This window comes from Streptomyces sp. I05A-00742 (assembly GCF_013055795.1).
Classification (GTDB): Bacteria; Actinomycetota; Actinomycetes; order Streptomycetales; family Streptomycetaceae; genus Streptomyces.
The window spans coordinates 215,181-231,711 of the sequence record NZ_JABETO010000006.1 but is presented as its reverse complement, the minus strand read 5'-3'; the positions used below and the strand labels follow the sequence as shown (position 1 = coordinate 231,711).

Sequence of the window (16,531 nt, the reverse complement as noted above, 5' to 3'; positions counted from 1 at the left end):
CCTCGCACGGTCAGAGGATGCCCGCCTGCCGCGCCGCTGCCGTCCAGGACGGGAATTCGGACAACAGCCGGTCGTAGAGGTCCTGGTCGGAAACGGTGGTGATGTCGTCCAGGGAGAAGAAGCCGACGTTGTCGATGGAACGATTCGGCAGGGTGTCGAATCGTTCCAGCATCCCGTAATCGGCATCGCCCAGCCCCACGAACTGCCAGAAGACGGGCTCCTTCGCGGCCGCGCGGAGCTGCCGTTCGATCCTGTCGCTTTCGTACACTCCGCCGTCGGAGAAGAACAGCACGAGGGTGGGCTCGGCGGACGGGTTCTCCCGGACGTCCGCGCGGATCTTGGCGATCACCTTCGGCTCGTTGTTCCCGCCGCCGATGCTGTACATGTCGACCTGCCCGGGACGACGCTCCCGCTCCTCGTACTCCCAGGGGTTCTCCATCCGCACGTGCAGGGCGATCCACTCGGGCAGTTCGCTCAGCCGCAGGTCGGGCAGCCGGGCCGGCCGGTCGGCGAAGACCCATGCCTGCATCGCGCCGTCCGCGTCCAACTGGGCGGCGACGGCCGCCATCCGCTCCACCACGTCGGCGACCACGCCGCCCGCGTACAGATCGATCATCGACCCCGATGCGTCGAGCACCAGGATCACGCGCGCCCGCATCCCGTCGGCACCGCGCTTTCTGAGGCTGACCGAAACCTGCTCCTTGCGCAGCGCCAGCCGCTTACGCATGTCGATCGGCAGGCGCTCCTCGGCAGGGGCTGCCGGTGCGGGTACGGCCGCGGGCTCCTCCTCGACGGCGACGCCGAAGTCGGTGGCGAGCCCGGCCAGCCCGGTGTCGTACCCCTGTCCGACCGCGCGGAACTTCCACTGCCCGCCCCGGCGGTACAACTCCCCGAACACCATGGCGGTTTCCGGACCCGCAGTCATCTCGAAGCGGGCGAGCCCGGCTCCCGTCGCCGCGTCCAGCAGCTCCAGCGTCAGTCCGGCGACCCCACCGAACGTCCCGCCGTCCGCCGAGGCGCACAGCGCCACCCGCTCCATCCCCGGCTCCAGCCCACCCAGATCGACCGCGACGCCATCGGTGACCAGGCCGGCGTCCGACCGCTTGCCCCGGTGCGCGACGGCGCCGGAGGCGTGCCGCGGCTGGTTGTAGAAGACGAAGTCACCGTCGTCGCGCACCACGCCGTCGGCGGTCAGCAGCAGGGCCGTTGCGTCAACATCCGGCGCACCTGGCTTTTCCTTCCAGCTGAGCACGGCATGCACGGCGGACACGGGCACCACACAGTTGGCGCCCTTGCTCAGGGATATGGCATTCATCCGGCCAGTCTGGCCAAAAATGCAGGAAGCACGTAATCCGGGGGAGCCCCGTCAACCGGGGCTCCCCCGTCCGTCCTCACTCGGCGAGCGGCAGGTACACCCTGTTGCCCGACGCCGCGAACTCCTCCGACTTGGCCCGCATCCCGGCCTCGATGCCGGCCGCGCCCAGGTCGCCGCCGTGCTCACGGCGGATGTCCTGGGAGATCTTCATGCTGCAGAACTTGGGACCGCACATCGAGCAGAAGTGGGCCGTCTTCGCCGGCTCGGCGGGCAGCGTCTCGTCGTGGAAGGCGCGGGCGGTGTCCGGGTCGAGGGCCAGGTTGAACTGGTCCTCCCAGCGGAACTCGAAGCGCGCGTCCGAGAGGGCGTCGTCCCATTCCTGGGCGCCCGGGTGGCCCTTGGCGAGGTCGGCCGCATGGGCGGCGATCTTGTAGGTGATGACGCCGGTCTTGACGTCGTCGCGGTCGGGCAGGCCCAGGTGCTCCTTCGGTGTGACGTAGCAGAGCATCGCGGTGCCCCACCAGGCGATCATCGCCGCGCCGATGCCCGAGGTGATGTGGTCGTACGCCGGGGCGACGTCCGTGGTCAGCGGGCCGAGCGTGTAGAACGGGGCCTCCTCGCAGATCTCCTGCTGGAGGTCGATGTTCTCCTTGATCTTGTGCATCGGGACATGGCCCGGGCCCTCGATCATCGTCTGCACGTTGTGGCGCTTGGCGATTGTGTTGAGCTCGCCCAGGGTCCGCAGCTCGGCGAACTGTGCCTCGTCGTTCGCATCCGCGATCGAACCCGGGCGCAGGCCGTCGCCGAGGGAGTAGGTGACGTCGTAGGCCGCGAGGATCTCGCAGAGCTCCTCGAAGTTCTCGTACAGGAACGATTCCTTGTGGTGCGCCAGGCACCACGCGGCCATGATCGAACCGCCGCGGGAGACGATGCCCGTCTTCCGGCGCGCGGTGAGCGGGACGTAGCGCAGGAGCACGCCGGCGTGGACGGTCATATAGTCCACGCCCTGTTCGGCCTGCTCGATGACCGTGTCCTTGTAGATCTCCCAGGTGAGTTCCTCGGCCCTGCCGTCGACCTTCTCCAGCGCCTGGTAGAGCGGCACGGTGCCGATGGGGACGGGGGAGTTGCGGAGCACCCACTCGCGGGTGGTGTGGATGTTGCGGCCGGTGGACAGGTCCATGACCGTGTCCGCACCCCAGCGGGTGGCCCAGGTCATCTTCTCGACCTCCTCCTCGATGGAGGAGGTGACGGCCGAGTTGCCGATGTTGGCGTTCACCTTGACCAGGAACTTCTTGCCGATGATCATCGGCTCGGTCTCGGGGTGGTTCACATTGGCCGGGAGCACGGCGCGGCCGGCCGCGATCTCCTCGCGGACGGTCTCCGGGGAGACGCCCTCCCGGAGGGCGACGTACTCCATCTCCTCGGTGATCTCGCCGCGCCGGGCCTGGGCGAGCTGGGTCACGGCGGTGCCGGGACGTCCCCTACGGGGCAGCCGGGGGCGGCCCGGGAAGACGGCGTCGAGGTTCTTGAGGCCACCGCGCGGCGAGGTGTGCTTGATGCCGTCGTCCTCCGGGCGCATCGGGCGCCCCGCGTACTCCTCGGTGTCCCCGCGGCCGATGATCCAGTTCTCGCGCAGCGGCGGCAGGCCCCGGCGGACGTCCGTGGTGACGTCCGGGTCCGTGTAGGGGCCCGAGGTGTCGTACAGCCGTACGTCCTGTCCATTGGTCAGGTGCACCCGGCGCACCGGGACCCGGAGGTCCGGGCGGGAGCCGGTGACGTAGTCCTTGTGCCAGCCGATCTGCCCGGTGCGCTCCGCCGTCGGTCGGGTGATGGACGGGTCGGCAGACGTGCGTGCGTCCTGCGAGGTCATAAGACCGTAACTCCCTACGCCGGCATTACCCGGTAACAGGTTCAGCGGTCGACGCAGCGGTTTCCGTACCGTTCGTACGGAGGTCAGCGCCCTCTCAGCCCGGTGCTCCGAGCTCCCGCGATTGCAAAGGTGGCACAACGCTAGCGCCTACCGGCGTCGGAGTGCCAGGGGGGCTTGCGATGATCGGGCGATGACCCCGAGCGACCCCATTCCGCCTCCCCGGCCGCCCTCGACCCCGCACGATTCCGGCCATGGTCCGGCCCGTGGGCACCGTCGCAGGAACGACTCCGGCCATGGTCACGCGCAGGGCCACGGCCACAGCCACAGCCATGGGCCCGCCACTCCGGTCTCCGACCGGCTGCGCAAGGTGATCGCGGCGGTGCTGATCCCGTTCGCCACCGCGGTGGTGACCAGCCTGATCGTGCTCTGGCCGGGCGGCGCCCCGCCCCATCAGCACACCGGCCTCGGTCTCGACCAGCACACCGAGTCCGGGCGGGTGGTGAAGCTGGAGGAGGTGGACTGCGCCAAGACCGCGGGGGGCGGGGCGCCGTCCGGCGGTCAACCCCCGCGGCAGGGCGGGCCGGCTCCCGCCGAGGGGCCGTGCCGGTCGGCGGTCGTCGAGGTCGCGTCCGGTCCCGACAAGGGCCGCACGTTCACCGAGGTGGTGAATCCCGGGGCCCCGCGGCAGTACTCGGTGGGGCAGAAGGTCGTGCTCGCGTTCGCCCCGAAGGCTCCGGAGAACCTGCGCTACTCGGTCACGGACGTGGACCGCGACCTCCCGATCGCCCTGCTGGCCGGCCTGTTCGCGCTCGCGGTGGTGGCCATCGGACGGATGCGCGGGGTCTTCGCGCTGGTGGCCCTCATCATCAGTTTCGGTGTGCTGACACTGTTCATCCTCCCCGCCGTGCTCCAGGGCTCGGATCCGCTGCTGGTCGCGGTGGTCGGCGGCAGCGCGATCATGCTGATCGCGCTCTACATGTGCCACGGCCTCACCGCCCGCACGTCCGTCGCGGTCCTGGGAACGCTCACCTCGCTGCTGGTCATCGGCCTGCTCGGCTCGCAGTTCATCGAGTGGGCGCACCTGACCGGGAACACCGACGACCAGACCGGGCTGGTGCACGGCCTCTACCCGCAGATCGAGATCAAGGGGCTGCTGCTCGCGGGGATCATCATCGGCTCGCTGGGCGTCCTGGACGACGTCACGGTGACACAGACGTCGGCGGTGTGGGAGCTGAAGGACGCCGACCCGTCCGCGAGTTGGCGAAAATTGTACGGTGCGGCGATGCGCATCGGGCGGGACCATATCGCCTCTGTCGTCAACACGCTCGTGATGGCGTACGCGGGTGCGTCACTGCCGTTGCTCTTGTTGTTCTCGATCGCCGACAGCGGGGTGGGAGCCGTGGCGACGAGCGAGATCGTCGCGGAGGAGATCGTACGGACGCTGGTCGGCAGCATCGGTCTGGTGCTCTCGGTGCCGGTGACGACCCTGCTGGCGGCCCTCGTTGTCAGTGCCGACCGGCACACTGTGACCACGGGACCGGATGCCGCGGCCGGGGGCAGGGCGCGCTCCGGGGGAGGGCGGCGGCGACGGGCGAAGCGCTGAGCGGGGGGCTGCCGGTGATCGGGGAGACGGGCCGGGTGACGGGGGCGATCGGCCCCGGGCTGGTCGGCGAGGTGATGCTCGGCGTGCGGGGCGGCGCCGAGGCGTTCCTGGCGTACGCGGTGGAGCCGGACGAACGCATCGGGCGGGGGGCGCTCGTGGTGGTCGTGGAGTACCAGCCGCCCCGCACGGTGTATGTGATGGCCGCCTACGGCTGACCCACAACACAAAAGGGGGAAACGGGACATGTTCATCGGGATCGTGGCGGGGGCCGTCGTCGTGGCCGCCGCCCTGGCGGTCGGGCTGTTCAAACTGATGTGGCGCGTCGCGGAGCCGAACGAGGCGCTGGTGATCTCCGGCTCCAAGCACCGCACGGAGGGCCTCGGCGAGGGCATGGGCTTCCGGATCGTCACGGGGCGGGGAACCTTGGTGCTGCCCGGTGTGCAGGTGGTGCGCAAACTGTCGCTGGACCTCAACGAGGCTCAGCTGAACGTGGATTGCGTGACGAACCAGGGCATACCGCTCAAAGTCCATGGCGTGGTGATATTCAAGGTGGGCGACGACTTCGTCTCGATCGCCAACGCCGCCCGCCGCTTCCTCGACCAGCAGAGGTTCGTCTCCGAACGGGTGCACAACGTGTTCGCGGGGCATCTGCGGTCGATCGTCGGCGGGCTGACCGTGGAGGACATGATCCGTGACCGCGAACGGCTGACGGGCGAGACGCGGGCGGCCTCGGGCACCGAGATGGAGAAGCTCGGTCTGATCATCGACTCCCTCCAGATCCATGAGATCCAGGACCCGACGGGCTACATCAAGAACCTCTCGGCACCGCATGCCGCGGCGGTGCACCGGGACGCCCGGATCGCCCAGGCCGAGGCGGACCGGCTCGCCACCGAGGCCGAGCAGCAGGCGGCGGCCCGGATGGCCGAGGCGACCCGGGACAGCGAGATCCTCCAGGCCGGTTACCAGGCCGAACGGGACAGCGCGGCGGCCAAGGCCCGGCAGGCCGGGCCGCTGGCCGAGGCCGCGGCGCAGCAGGAGGTCGTGGTCCAGGAGACGCGGGTGGCCGAGCTGGCGGCGCAGCGCCGGGAGCAGCAGCTCCAGGCGGACGTACGGAAGCCGGCCGACGCCGCCGCGTACGAGACGCGCACCCTGGCGGAGGCGGAGCGGGACGCCCGGATCTCGGCGGCGCAGGCACGGGCGCGCGAGACGGAGCTGGCCGCCGCGGCCGAGGCGACCCGGGTGAAGACGGAGGCGGCGGCCGAGGCGGAGGCCACCAAGGCACGGGGTCTGGCCGAGGCGCAGACGACGCGTGCCACCGGCGAGGCGGAGGCGGCGTCCGGGCAGGCCCAGGGAGTGGCCGAGGCCGAGGCGGCCAAGGCGCAGGGGCTGGCGGAGGCAGCGTCGGCCCGGGCCCAGGGCCTCGCGGCCGCCGAGGCGGCGAAGGCCCGGGGGCTCGCCGAGGCCGAGGCGGCCAGGGCCCGCGGACTCGCGGAGGCCGAGGCCGCCAGGGCCAGGGGGCTGGCGGAGGCGGAAGCGATCAAGGCACGGGCGGCGGCACTGGCGGAGAACCAGGACGCCGTCGTCGCCCAGCAACTGGCCGAGAAGTGGCCCGAGATCGTCCGGGCCGGCGCTCAGGCGTTCGGGAACGTGGACCACATGGTGCTGTTGAACGGCGCGGACGGCATGTCCGAGACGTTCGCCAAGGCGCTGACGATGGGCGGTACGGGTCTGGGGCTGGCACGGCAGCTGCTGACGGCGATGAGCGACGGCAGCGGCGGCCGGGACGCCCGGGGGACGGCGGCCGGGGAGGGCACCGACGCGGGCGGCGGGCCCGGCGTCCCGGCCCGGGGCGCGGCGTCCGCGCGGCGGGGCCCGGCCCCGCGCACCGAGCGGGTGCCGGTCGATCGGCCCGCCGGGGAGCTGGTCGACGGGGACGGCACCGCACGGGGCCGTTAACCGGCGTTCTGACCCTCGGTGTTGCCGGCGAGGATGCTGTCGAGCGCCGCCGCCAGGTCGTAGTCGAAGTCGGCGACCGAGCGCTCCTCGCCGAGCGGGGCGACGCGGTCCGTCCGGTCCAGGAAGGCCACGAGGGGCGCCGCACCGGCCCGGAACAGGGCACCTTCGCCGCCCACTTGCAGGCGGATGAAGACGTCCGAGAGGTGCTGCGCGGAGGCGGGGGCGATGTGCACATCGCCTTCGCCCGAGGGCTGGCTCAGCCCGTCGAGCAGCAACTCCCTTGCGAAGGCCCAGGTCACCGGGGCATCGCCGGGCAGGTGAAAGGTGAACTTCACCGCATAGGGATCGCAGCTGTCATAGGCCAGCTCCACCGGGATACGGAAGGACAGCTCCTCGGAGACGAGGAACGTCATGATCACTTCTGCCTGAACTGTGTCGCGCATCGCCCAATGCCCCGTCTTTGTCGGTTTGGCCGGGATTGGATCCTCATGGCCCTACTCATGACGCCATAGTCTGACAACAACGTCCTGCGGATCACAAGGAGTGATTTTTCAGTTACCGATAGAGATTGAGAGGGAGCTTACGGCTCTTCGACTCTGGAGAGTAGCGACTCGACTACCGCCCGGAGTCGTTCCGCTGGATTCCGGGCGGGCATAAGCAGAGAACTGGCCAAAGTGGCAGGGACCGCCCACCGCCGGGGGCGAGGCGGCAAGCGGGCGGCGCACGACGGCAAACGGCGTGGGACAGGCGGCCCGGCTCGGCCTACTCCTGCCCCACGCAAACCGGTTGGAATCATGTCCGGACGGGCCGGAGGGGCGGAAATCCCGCCCCTCCTCGCACACTCGGTGCCGGGGTGAACCCGCCGTACCGGCTGACGGCTGAAGTTACTCCCCGCGTCCCGATTCGTTGAGTTGACGAATTCGCCGGAGCGACGGACCTACCAGTCGCCGCCCTTCGACGACGAGGACCCCGTGAACTTCTTGACGACGAAGATCAGGCCGCCGATGAGCACGACCAGCAGCAGCGCCTTGAACAGGACGTCGATGACGAACCCCAGCACGCTGATGATCAGGCTGCCGAACACCACGCACACGAGAACCGGCAGGGCGATCCACTTCACCCACCACGGCAGTCCCGCGAGTATCCCCTTCTGAGCCATGTCGTTCCCTGCTCTCCGCTTCGCGCGTCGTTGTCGGATCACGGCCGCCGTGCCACGCCGCCGTCCACAGCGCGAGCGGCTGGCGGGTCGTGTGCCACCGGTGTCACCGGCCGTCCGGAGCGGTCACCCCGGCCTGCTTCGATGCTAGGGCGGTCCGGGGGTCGCATGGGGGCCGCGGAGCCCCTGTACGTCCCTGAACCTTCCCCTACGGGATGGGAGGGCGGAACCCTGAGCCTTCCGGACTCTCGGCTCTCCGGAACCGGCTCCCGGGGCCTCAGTTCCCGAGCCCTCGGCTCCTGGACCCTCAGCTCCCGGGCTCTCAGCTCTCCGGCGGGGAGAAGACGACCAGGACCCTGAGGTCCTCGCTGATGTGGTGGAAACGGTGGGCCGCACCGGCCGGGACGTAGACGACGCTGCCGCGTCCGACCTCCGTCGTCTCGTCCCCGACGGTGATCGACGCCCGGCCGCTCACCACCAGGTACACCTCATCCTGGGCATGCGGCCCCTGCGGGTCGGTGTCCCCCGCGTCGAGCGCGTAGAGGCCGACCGACATGTTCCGCTCACGGAGGAACTGGAGGTACGCCCCGTTGTTGGCGGCCCGCTCCGCCTCCAGTTCGTCCAGCCGGAACGCCTTCATCCGTTGTCTCCTCCTCCGGGCGCCGGCCGTGCCGCCGATCGCCGATCACACCTGTCGGTCCCGTCTGCCACGATCTCACGTATGAAGAATTTCGTAGTCAAGACGATCGCCAATGCGGCGGCCCTCGCAGTCGCGATCTGGCTGCTCAAGGGCATCACCCTGGCCGGTGAGACGACCGCGGCCAAGGCGATCACGCTGCTCGTCGTGGCGCTCCTGTTCGGCCTGGTCAACTTTGTCGTCAAGCCGCTCGTCAAACTGCTGTCGTTCCCGCTCTTCATCCTCACGCTCGGCCTGATCACCCTGGTGATCAACGCGTTGATGCTGCTGCTGACCAGCTGGCTCGCCGACCGCCTCGACCTCGCCTTCCACGTGGCGGGCTTCGGCGCGGCCCTGGTGGGCGGCGTGATCATCTCGATCGTGGCGTGGGCGATGCACGTGATCCTGCCGGACGACAAGGACTGACGGGCTCCCGGGCAGGACATGGGCCCGGACGCGTCACCTGCCGTCCGGCGGCAGGTCGTACCCGACCGTGTTGGCGGCCAGCTCCTCCGGGGTGATCTCCGTCGCCCAGCCCTCCGGCGGCTCCTGGTACGGACTGCACGCCCCGCAGGCGGCGCAGGTCCAGCGGCCGTGGATGCCGTGCACGATGGCACCGCAGCCGGCGCAGGTATCCGTGGTGTAGTACGGCGGTTCACCGGGCAGGGCCGGTGACCGCCATGGGTACGGAGGTTCCGGGGAGGCGCCGGCGGAGAACTCTTCCATGCGCCCCAGACTGCCACGGGCGCACCCCGGCGCACACCTTGTCGGCGAGACGGCCAGGGGCCGCGGAAGGCGGATCGGAGGGGGAGTCCTCCTGCCCCTCTTTCCCCAAAAGCCCGATTCTTTCCTCGAAAACCCAAAAGCCCGAAAGCCCGAAGACCCGGCAACCAAAGGGAACGGTCGACAAGAAGACCTCACGGACCGGGTCAATCATCGACAAAGGGACGTAACGCCAAGGAGGTTCCGGACCCGGCGGAAGAAGAAGGAAGAAGTCGATACCGGTGACAGCTCCGCCACAGGCCCCGGAAACCCCCGCCGAGCAGGCGGTTGAAGCAGCTCAGGGCAGCATGAGGCGGCTCAAGCCTCCCCCCTCATGGCTTGAGCCGCCGCGGCCCCGCACGAGGAAGGACCGCGCGACCAAGGCTAGTTGACTCTACGTCAGTGTCCAATCACCCTGGCGACACAGCCCTATCGACTTATTTATAGTTGCTCTACGGTCGGTGGCGGACCACCCGGGGAGACGGCATGGATCTGACCCTGTTGCGCACCTTCGTCACCGTCCACAGGGCGGGTTCCTTCACCCGGGCCGCCGCGCTCCTCGGCCTCTCCCAGCCCGCGGTCACCGGCCAGATACGCTCGCTGGAACGCCGGCTCGGGCACCCCCTCTTCCTCCGCCGGGCGCGCGGCGTCACGCCCACGACGCTCGGCGACGAACTGGCCCACCGCATCGCCCCGCACGTCGACGCCCTGCTGGAGATCACCGAATCCGGGCTGGACGATCAGTGGTCGCACCGCACCCTGCACCTCGCCGGGCCCCCGGAGTTCACCGCGTTACGCGTCCTGCCCGCCCTCAGCCCGCTGATCATCCAGGGCCTCACCGTGCGCGCCGCCCAGGGCATGTCCGAACCGCTCTTCGAGGGGCTGTCCGCCGGCCACCACGAGCTCGCCATCACGACGTCCCGCCCCCGGGGCCGCCTGCTGTCCGCCACGCCCCTCTGCGACGAGGAGCACGTGCTGATCGGCGCGCCCCGCTGGGCCGCCCGGCTCGGTGGGGCGGCCGTGGTCCGCGACAAGGGGGTCACCGTCCTGGAGCATCTGCCGGTGGTCGAGGTGGACGAGAGCCTGCCGTTCGTCACCCGCTACTGGGCCACCGTCTTCGACAGCAAACCGGTGGCCATCGGAGCCGTGATCGCCCCCGATCTGCGGGCGGTGCTGTCCTGCGTGGCGGCGGGCGCGGGCATCGCGGTGCTGCCCCGCTACCTCTGCGAGGACGCGCTCGACACGGGTGAGGTCGTCGCCCTCCTCAATCCGCCCGTTCCCCCGCTGCGCACCTACTTCCTGGTGATCCGCGCCGGCACGCTGGCCCACCCCCACCTGTCCCGCGCACACGAGTGGCTGCTGCGCGCCGCCGTTTCCTGGTGAGGAAGGGGTTTCGCAACGGCCGTGGCGCGGCAGATGTCGCTTATGACCGTACGACCGGTGGTCAAACGCACCGCCCGTGCCATCCTGCTCGAAGGCGACCCGCACTCCGGCGACCTCCGTCTGATCCTCATCAAGCGCACCAAGCCCGGCCAGGCCCCCTACTGGATCACCCCCGGCGGAGGCGTGGAGCCCGGCGACGAGACCGTGATCGCCGCACTCCACCGCGAGGTCGACGAGGAGCTGGGCGCGAAAGTCGTCGACGTCGTCCCGGCGTTCGTCGACACGGTGGTGCACTCCCCCGACCCCGACGACCCCGACGACATGACCGTGCCCGGGGGCGTGAAGATCCAGCACTTCTTCGTCTGCCGGCTGGCGTCGATGGACCTCTCCCTGCGGCACGGGCCGGAGGTCGACGAACCGCGCGGCACCTACGAGGTGGTCCGGGTGCCCTTCACCGCGGAGGGCATCACGTCGGTGGAGGTCGTGCCGCCGTCACTGCGGGCCTACCTCAGCGCGAACGTCGAGGGGGTACGGGGCCTGCTGGCCGACGACCTCGGATGAGGCGCGAGGCGCTTTCCGGGGAGGGGAGGGCAGGGGAGGGGAGAGCAGGGTCAGGGTCCGGCCCGGGCAAACCCCTCAGGGGCGGTCGGCCGACACCCCGAAGAAGTCCCCGCCCGGGCGGCGGCCGTCGCCCGGACCGGGAGCGCCGCCGGGCCGGTCCGCCCGGTCCCGGCCGTCCGCTCCCTGCCCGCCCCGCTCCCTGCTCAGCCGGGGAATGTGCTTGGAGCAGTGGATGTACGCCTCCTCGACGGTGACCTCCACCCAGACCCCCGCCCGACGGCCGGGTACCTGCTCAACGGGCAGACCGGGGTGGGTGGTTCGTATGGCGGCGTCCTCCACCACTCTGGCGCGCCCGTTGACGTGGAGCCCCACGCGGTCACGGAAGAAGTCGACGAGCAGGATGCCGACGTGCGGGTTCTCCTCGATGTTGCCCAGGCTGGCGAGGACCCCGTTGCCCCGGTACTCGGGGTAGGCGAGCGTGCGCTCGTCCAGTACCCGGAGGAAGCCGGGCGGACCGGCCCGGAAGCTGCTGTCGCACGCGCCGTTCCCGGCGGCGGTGGCCAGGAAGAACATGTCCTGCCGGGCCACGAACTCCCGCATGGCGGTGTTGAGATGGCCGAGCGTGCGTTCGGCGTAGAAGCGGTCGGCCCGTTCCGCGGTGCCGAGCCGCTGTTGCATCGCGCGCTCGCCCGCACCGCCCGGGCGGGGTGCCGGGAGGGACGGGGCGGCGGTGCGGTCCGCGGCCGGGCCGTCCGCCACCGGTCCTTCCGCGGCCGGGCCGTCCGCCGCCGTGTCGCCCCGGTGCGCCGTCGTCATCGGACCTCCGCCCGCATCAGCCCTTCGCCTCCGCGAGGAGCCCGTCGATCGAGTCGTGACGTATGCGGTGGGACGGGATACCGATCCCGACCAGGGTGTCCACACCGCTGCGGATCATCGCCGGCGGCCCGGAGAGGTAGGCGTCGTAGCTGTTCCAGGGGCCGTGGTCGCGGACGACGTACGGGAGTTGACCGCTGAGGGCACGCGTCGGACCGTCGGAGACGACCGGCCGGACGGAGAGCCAGGGGTGGGCCCGGTCCAGCTCCCGCATGGTGTCCATGTCGTAGAGGTCCCCGTCGTGCCGGGCGCCGTAGAAGACCTCGACCGGGCGGGTGCCGCCGTGCTCGGCGACGTCCTCGACCAGCGCCTTGATCGGGGCGATGCCGGTGCCGCCGCCCAGGCACAACAGGCCGTTGTCAGTGGTGTGGTCCACAATCATGGAACCGGCGGGAGGACCGAGGCGCAGGACGTCCCCGGGGCGGGCGCGATGGACCAGGGCACCGGAAACCCAGCCGGCGGGAACGGCTTTGACGTGGAAGGAGAGCAGACCGTCCGGACGGGGGGCGGCGGAGAAGGAGTAGTGCCGCCATATGCGCGGCCACCAGGGGGTTTCGACGCTGGTGTACTGGCCGGCGAGGAAGGGGTACGGCTGGTCGGGGCGCAGGGTGATCACGGCGATGTCCGGCGTGCGCAGCTCGTGTCCGACGATTTCGGCGTGCCACCAGGGCGGGGACGTCAGTTCGTCCTCGGCGGCCGCGTCGATCATGATCTGCGAGATCGCCGTGTAGACCCGTACCCAGGCGGCCTCCGCCGCCTCGTTCCAGGTGCGGGTGGCATAGCGGGTGAGAGCGCCGATGAGGCTCTCACCCACGGCGGGATAGTGCTCGGGCCGGGTGCCGTACTTGCGGTGGCCGCGGCCCAGCCGGGAGAGGTACGTGGTGAGGGCCGCGGTGTCGTCGGCGTGCCGGGCCGCGGTCAGCAGGGCCTTGAAGAGCCGGTCGCGCTGGGCGTCCATGGCCGGGGGGAAGAGGGGACGGAGAGCGGGGTGGTGGAGGAAGAGGAGGGCGTAGAAGTGTGAGACGACCTTGTCGGCGATCGGCTCGATCTCGGCCAGGGTGCCGCGGATCAGAGCGCTGTCAGAGGAGGTGGCGGTGTCACTGTCATGGGGGGAGAGGGCCGTGTCGCTGTCGTGCGCTTCGGCGGAGTCGGCGACTCCCGCGTCGTTTTCGGCGCCGTGGGACGCACGGGCGGTGGTGGTTGCCGCGTCGGGCCGGGTTCCGTCCGGGCCGTCCAGTCCGCGGGTGGCCAGGGGGGCGCCGAAGCCCTTGAGTTCGTGCCACGGCCGGGGTGTGGGCCGCCCCGTCTCCGACTCGGCAGAGCGCTCAGGACCAGCCGGTGCGGACGGGCCGATGGGCGGCCGGGCGGTGGGTAGGGCGGTCGTCGGAGCGGTTGGCGTTGGGGGTGCTGCTGGGACCGTGGGGGCTGTTGGGGCCGTCGGTAAGTCGAACGGTAACCCTGTCGACAGGCCGGTCGGTAAGCGTGTCGACAGGCCGGTCGGCATATCAACCGCCGTGTCGACCGCCATGTCGACCTGCATGTCGACCGGCATGTCGGTGGGACCGTCTGCGGGTGGCTCCGGGTGTCCGCCGGGCCGCTGGGCACCGTCGTCGCCCCCTGGGCCGGGCCGGGCCGCCCATGCACCGACCCCGGGATCAGTGCCGATGCCGGTGCCGGTGCCTCCGTCGACGCCCGCGCCCGCCCCCGTTCCCCCACGGCCCCGCCCGCCACCCGCGCGTCTGCCGCCCTGCACCGCGCCCACGGCGTCCGGGCGGCGGTGCGGGGAGCTGTCCACCGTTCCCTCTCCCTGTGGCGCGGCGGTGACCGCGGGATCAGGAGCGGCGGGGTTGCGTGCCACAGGTTTACCGGGCGGGGTGAACCAGCCCCAGTCGCCTCCCCTGCCCTGCGTGCCGCCTTCGGGCGACGGGCGGCTCGGAGCGTCCATTCGTCTCTCGCCTCGACCATCTCTCGTCGGTCCGCGCACCCCGGCCGGACCGGACGGTGCTCGCGATCCCCCTTGGGATGACGGGGTGTTCCCCTGCGCGCAGCATGCCACCCCTTGCCCCGGCCCCGACTGATTTGCCGAACTCCACGCGAAGGGTGATGGGTTGCGGTTATGGTTCCCGGTTCGAACGGACTGATGGGCGACATCTGGACGGGCATCCGCACGGCACCGGCCCCGACAGCCGGATGCGCACCCCGTACAGCCCTCGTACGGCCCCCCGCGCGCGCCTCCGCGCTTCTATGCGGGCCGGTCTCCGACCAGGGCGTAAGCCTCCCTGAGATCACGGCCGTTGTACCCGAACGAGGCGACGTCCCGGACGTGGTGGTCCGCGTTCACCGCGACCGACACAGGCACGGCGGCGAACAGCCGGGCGTCGGACATCGAGTCGCCGTACGCGACGCAGTCGGCGCGCTCCAGGCCGTAGGCGGCGCAGAGCTCGTCCGCGATCCGTACCTTGGATCCGGCGTCCAGGATCCCCGCCGGGTCCACCGGGCTCCGGAACGGCACGTCCGGCCACAGCGAACCGTGCGCGGCGTGCGCACCCCAGGTGAGCAGGCGTTCCACGAAGAAGTTGGGCGACAGCGAGATCACCGCGCACCGCTCGCCCCGGGCCGTGATGTCCGCCCAGACGTCCTTGATCCCCTCCAGCCAGGGGGCGCTCTCGAAGGCGGCGGCCACCACGGCCTCCGTCAGCGTCTCTCCCCAGAGCGCGCGGGTGGCCGTCGCGAAGCCCACCGAGGTGAGCCGTCCCGCGGCGAAGTCCCGTTCCAGGGCGTCGATCTCCTTCTCGCAGCCGAGCTGCCGGGATATCTCGATCGCCGCCGCGGAACCGTGGATCAGCGTGCCGTCGAGGTCGAACAAGTGCAGTCTGCTCATGGCACGAAGCGTAGGCGTCGCGGCAGGGACCGCATCCGGATAAAAGTCGCGACCAGGGCACGCCAAGAGGCCGGGCCCCCTCCGGAGGAACCCGGCCCCTCGTCCCGTACAGCCGTGCAGCCGTACGGCATGGACCGCTCTCACCGCCCCACCGCGACCGCCTCCTGATCACCCACGGCGACGGCCTCGGACGACCGGGCCGCGACGCGGCTGCCCCGGATCGTCCCGCCCGCCCGCCGCTCCAGGGCGGCGGAGACGAGGGCGAGCGCGAGGGCGCCGGCCGCCATCGCGGCACCGACCCAGTTGGGCGCGGTGTAGTCGAACCCGGCGGAGATGACCAGACCGCCGAGCCAGGCCGCGATGGCGTTGCCCAGGTTGAAGGCGCCGATGTTGAGGGCGGAGGCGAGGGTCGGGGCGTCGGCGGTCTGGTCGAGCACCCGCTTCTGCAGCGGCGGCACGGTCGCGAAGCCGAAACCGCCGATCAGCGGGATGGCGACGGCCGCCGCGATCTTGCTGTGCGCGGCGAGCGGCATCAGGGCGAGCGCCAGGGTGAGCCCGCCGAGGGCAGTGAAGAGCATCGGCATCAGGGCCCGGTCGGCGAACCGGCCGCCGATGAGATTGCCGCCGAACATCCCGACGCCGAAGAGGACCAGCAGCCAGGTCACGGAGGAGGGCGCGTACCCGACGACGTCCGTCAGCAGCGGGGCCATGTAGGTGCTCAGGGTGAAGACGCCGCCGAAGCCGAGGACGGTCATGGCCATCGCGAGCAGCACCTGGGGGTTGCGCAGGGCGGCCAGTTCGCCGGAGATCCGCGTGCGCTCGGGGCGCGGCAGCGGCGGAACGAGGGTGGCGATGCCCAGCATGGCGAGCAGTCCGAGGCCGGCGATGACCGCGAAGGTGACGCGCCAGCCCGCGCCCTGGCCCAGCATGGTGCCGAACGGCACACCGACGATGTTGGAGACCGTCAGCCCTGTGAACATCATCGAGATGGCGGCCGCCTTCTTCTGCGGGGCGACCAGCCCCGCGGCGACGATGGCGCCGATGCCGAAGAACGCGCCGTGGGCGAGCGAGGCGACGATCCGGCCGGCGAGCATCACTCCGAAGACGGGCGCGAGGGCGGACAGCGCGTTGCCGGCCGTGAACAGGCCCATCAGGGAGATCAGCATCTTCTTGCGCGAGATCCGGCTGCCGACGATCGCCAGGATCGGCGCGCCGACGACGACACCGAGCGCGTAGCCGGTGGTCAGCCAGCCGGCGACGGGGATGGAGACGCCGAAGTCCGCCGCCACCTCGGGGAGCAGGCCCGAGGTGACGAATTCGGTGGTGCCGATACCGAAGGCGCCGATGGCGAGCGCCAGCAGGGCGAGGGGCATGAGGGGTCCTTGGGTCGGGGGTGGTCCGCCACACCTCGTCCGACGCACGGGGTGCATGCACGAGGTTCCAACAGGCGCCCACAATAATTGCAGACGCTTGTTACTTGCAAGCGCGGGCTATT

General features: G+C 70.9%; 16 protein-coding genes and 1 riboswitch. Of the genes, 6 read left to right on the top strand and 10 right to left on the bottom strand.

Annotated elements, in window-relative coordinates:
* Positions 1 to 10: 10 nt before the first annotated feature.
* Together HN013_RS08705 and thiC are read right to left on the bottom strand one after the other, a co-directional pair.
* On the bottom strand, positions 11 to 1,315 hold the full coding sequence (locus HN013_RS08705; protein ID WP_171164799.1) for a VWA domain-containing protein: 1,305 nt from the start codon (positions 1,313 to 1,315) through the stop codon (positions 11 to 13).
* Positions 1,316 to 1,391: 76 nt separating this feature from the next.
* Positions 1,392 to 3,185: a phosphomethylpyrimidine synthase ThiC gene (gene thiC, locus HN013_RS08700; RefSeq protein ID WP_212764097.1), complete on the bottom strand. Its 1,794-nt coding sequence runs from the start codon at positions 3,183 to 3,185 to the stop codon at positions 1,392 to 1,394.
* Positions 3,180 to 3,314: riboswitch (TPP riboswitch) on the bottom strand. It overlaps the preceding gene by 6 nt.
* Before the next feature lie 61 nt (positions 3,315 to 3,375).
* On the opposite strand from thiC, the gene HN013_RS08695 reads away from it, so the two are divergent.
* Genes HN013_RS08695 through HN013_RS08685 form a run of 3 tightly spaced genes read left to right on the top strand, consistent with a single transcriptional unit; the run spans position 3,376 to position 6,744 of the window.
* Complete coding sequence (locus HN013_RS08695; RefSeq protein WP_171164797.1) at positions 3,376 to 4,788, top strand: YibE/F family protein; 1,413 nt, start codon at positions 3,376 to 3,378, stop codon at positions 4,786 to 4,788.
* Positions 4,789 to 4,802: 14 nt separating this feature from the next.
* Positions 4,803 to 5,003 (top strand): hypothetical protein, encoded by a 201-nt coding sequence (locus HN013_RS08690; protein WP_171164795.1) that lies wholly within the window; start codon positions 4,803 to 4,805, stop codon positions 5,001 to 5,003.
* 28 nt (positions 5,004 to 5,031) lie between these two features.
* The gene (locus HN013_RS08685; protein ID WP_171164793.1) at positions 5,032 to 6,744 is read left to right on the top strand and encodes a flotillin family protein; all 1,713 of its coding nucleotides are present in this window, start codon (positions 5,032 to 5,034) and stop codon (positions 6,742 to 6,744) included.
* On the opposite strand, the gene HN013_RS08680 is transcribed toward HN013_RS08685, so the two are convergent.
* The 3 genes from HN013_RS08680 to HN013_RS08670 form a co-directional block, all read right to left on the bottom strand.
* A complete protein-coding gene (locus HN013_RS08680) occupies positions 6,741 to 7,187 on the bottom strand; it encodes an SsgA family sporulation/cell division regulator (protein ID WP_171164791.1) in 447 nt (148 codons plus the stop codon). The genes HN013_RS08685 and HN013_RS08680 overlap by 4 nt on opposite strands.
* Positions 7,188 to 7,681: 494 nt before the next feature.
* The gene (locus tag HN013_RS08675; protein WP_171164790.1) at positions 7,682 to 7,903 is read right to left on the bottom strand and encodes a DUF5326 family protein; all 222 of its coding nucleotides are present in this window, start codon (positions 7,901 to 7,903) and stop codon (positions 7,682 to 7,684) included.
* Between the two features lie 319 nt (positions 7,904 to 8,222).
* A complete protein-coding gene (locus tag HN013_RS08670; protein WP_171164788.1) occupies positions 8,223 to 8,540 on the bottom strand; it encodes a cupin domain-containing protein in 318 nt (105 codons plus the stop codon).
* Between the two features lie 81 nt (positions 8,541 to 8,621).
* Between HN013_RS08670 and HN013_RS08665 the strand changes: the two genes are divergently transcribed.
* Complete coding sequence (locus HN013_RS08665) at positions 8,622 to 9,002, top strand: phage holin family protein (protein ID WP_171164787.1); 381 nt, start codon at positions 8,622 to 8,624, stop codon at positions 9,000 to 9,002.
* 33 nt (positions 9,003 to 9,035) lie between these two features.
* On the opposite strand, the gene HN013_RS08660 is transcribed toward HN013_RS08665, so the two are convergent.
* Positions 9,036 to 9,302, bottom strand: coding sequence for a hypothetical protein (locus HN013_RS08660; protein WP_171164785.1), 267 nt, complete (start codon positions 9,300 to 9,302; stop codon positions 9,036 to 9,038).
* A 522-nt stretch (positions 9,303 to 9,824) separates the two neighbouring features.
* Between HN013_RS08660 and HN013_RS08655 the strand changes: the two genes are divergently transcribed.
* Both HN013_RS08655 and HN013_RS08650 read left to right on the top strand, forming a co-directional pair.
* The gene (locus tag HN013_RS08655; protein WP_171164783.1) at positions 9,825 to 10,721 is read left to right on the top strand and encodes a LysR family transcriptional regulator; all 897 of its coding nucleotides are present in this window, start codon (positions 9,825 to 9,827) and stop codon (positions 10,719 to 10,721) included.
* A gap of 42 nt (positions 10,722 to 10,763) precedes the next feature.
* Complete coding sequence (locus tag HN013_RS08650; protein ID WP_171164781.1) at positions 10,764 to 11,282, top strand: NUDIX domain-containing protein; 519 nt, start codon at positions 10,764 to 10,766, stop codon at positions 11,280 to 11,282.
* 75 nt (positions 11,283 to 11,357) lie between these two features.
* On the opposite strand, the gene HN013_RS33630 is transcribed toward HN013_RS08650, so the two are convergent.
* From HN013_RS33630 to HN013_RS08630, 4 genes are all read right to left on the bottom strand, one after another.
* On the bottom strand, positions 11,358 to 12,098 hold the full coding sequence (locus HN013_RS33630; protein ID WP_171164779.1) for a pyridoxamine 5'-phosphate oxidase family protein: 741 nt from the start codon (positions 12,096 to 12,098) through the stop codon (positions 11,358 to 11,360).
* Positions 12,099 to 12,114: 16 nt separating this feature from the next.
* A complete protein-coding gene (locus tag HN013_RS08640; RefSeq protein WP_249374838.1) occupies positions 12,115 to 13,707 on the bottom strand; it encodes a globin domain-containing protein in 1,593 nt (530 codons plus the stop codon).
* 690 nt (positions 13,708 to 14,397) lie between these two features.
* The gene (locus HN013_RS08635) at positions 14,398 to 15,036 is read right to left on the bottom strand and encodes an HAD family phosphatase (protein WP_171164775.1); all 639 of its coding nucleotides are present in this window, start codon (positions 15,034 to 15,036) and stop codon (positions 14,398 to 14,400) included.
* 140 nt (positions 15,037 to 15,176) lie between these two features.
* A complete protein-coding gene (locus tag HN013_RS08630; RefSeq protein WP_171164773.1) occupies positions 15,177 to 16,409 on the bottom strand; it encodes an MFS transporter in 1,233 nt (410 codons plus the stop codon).
* Positions 16,410 to 16,531: the final 122 nt, after the last annotated feature.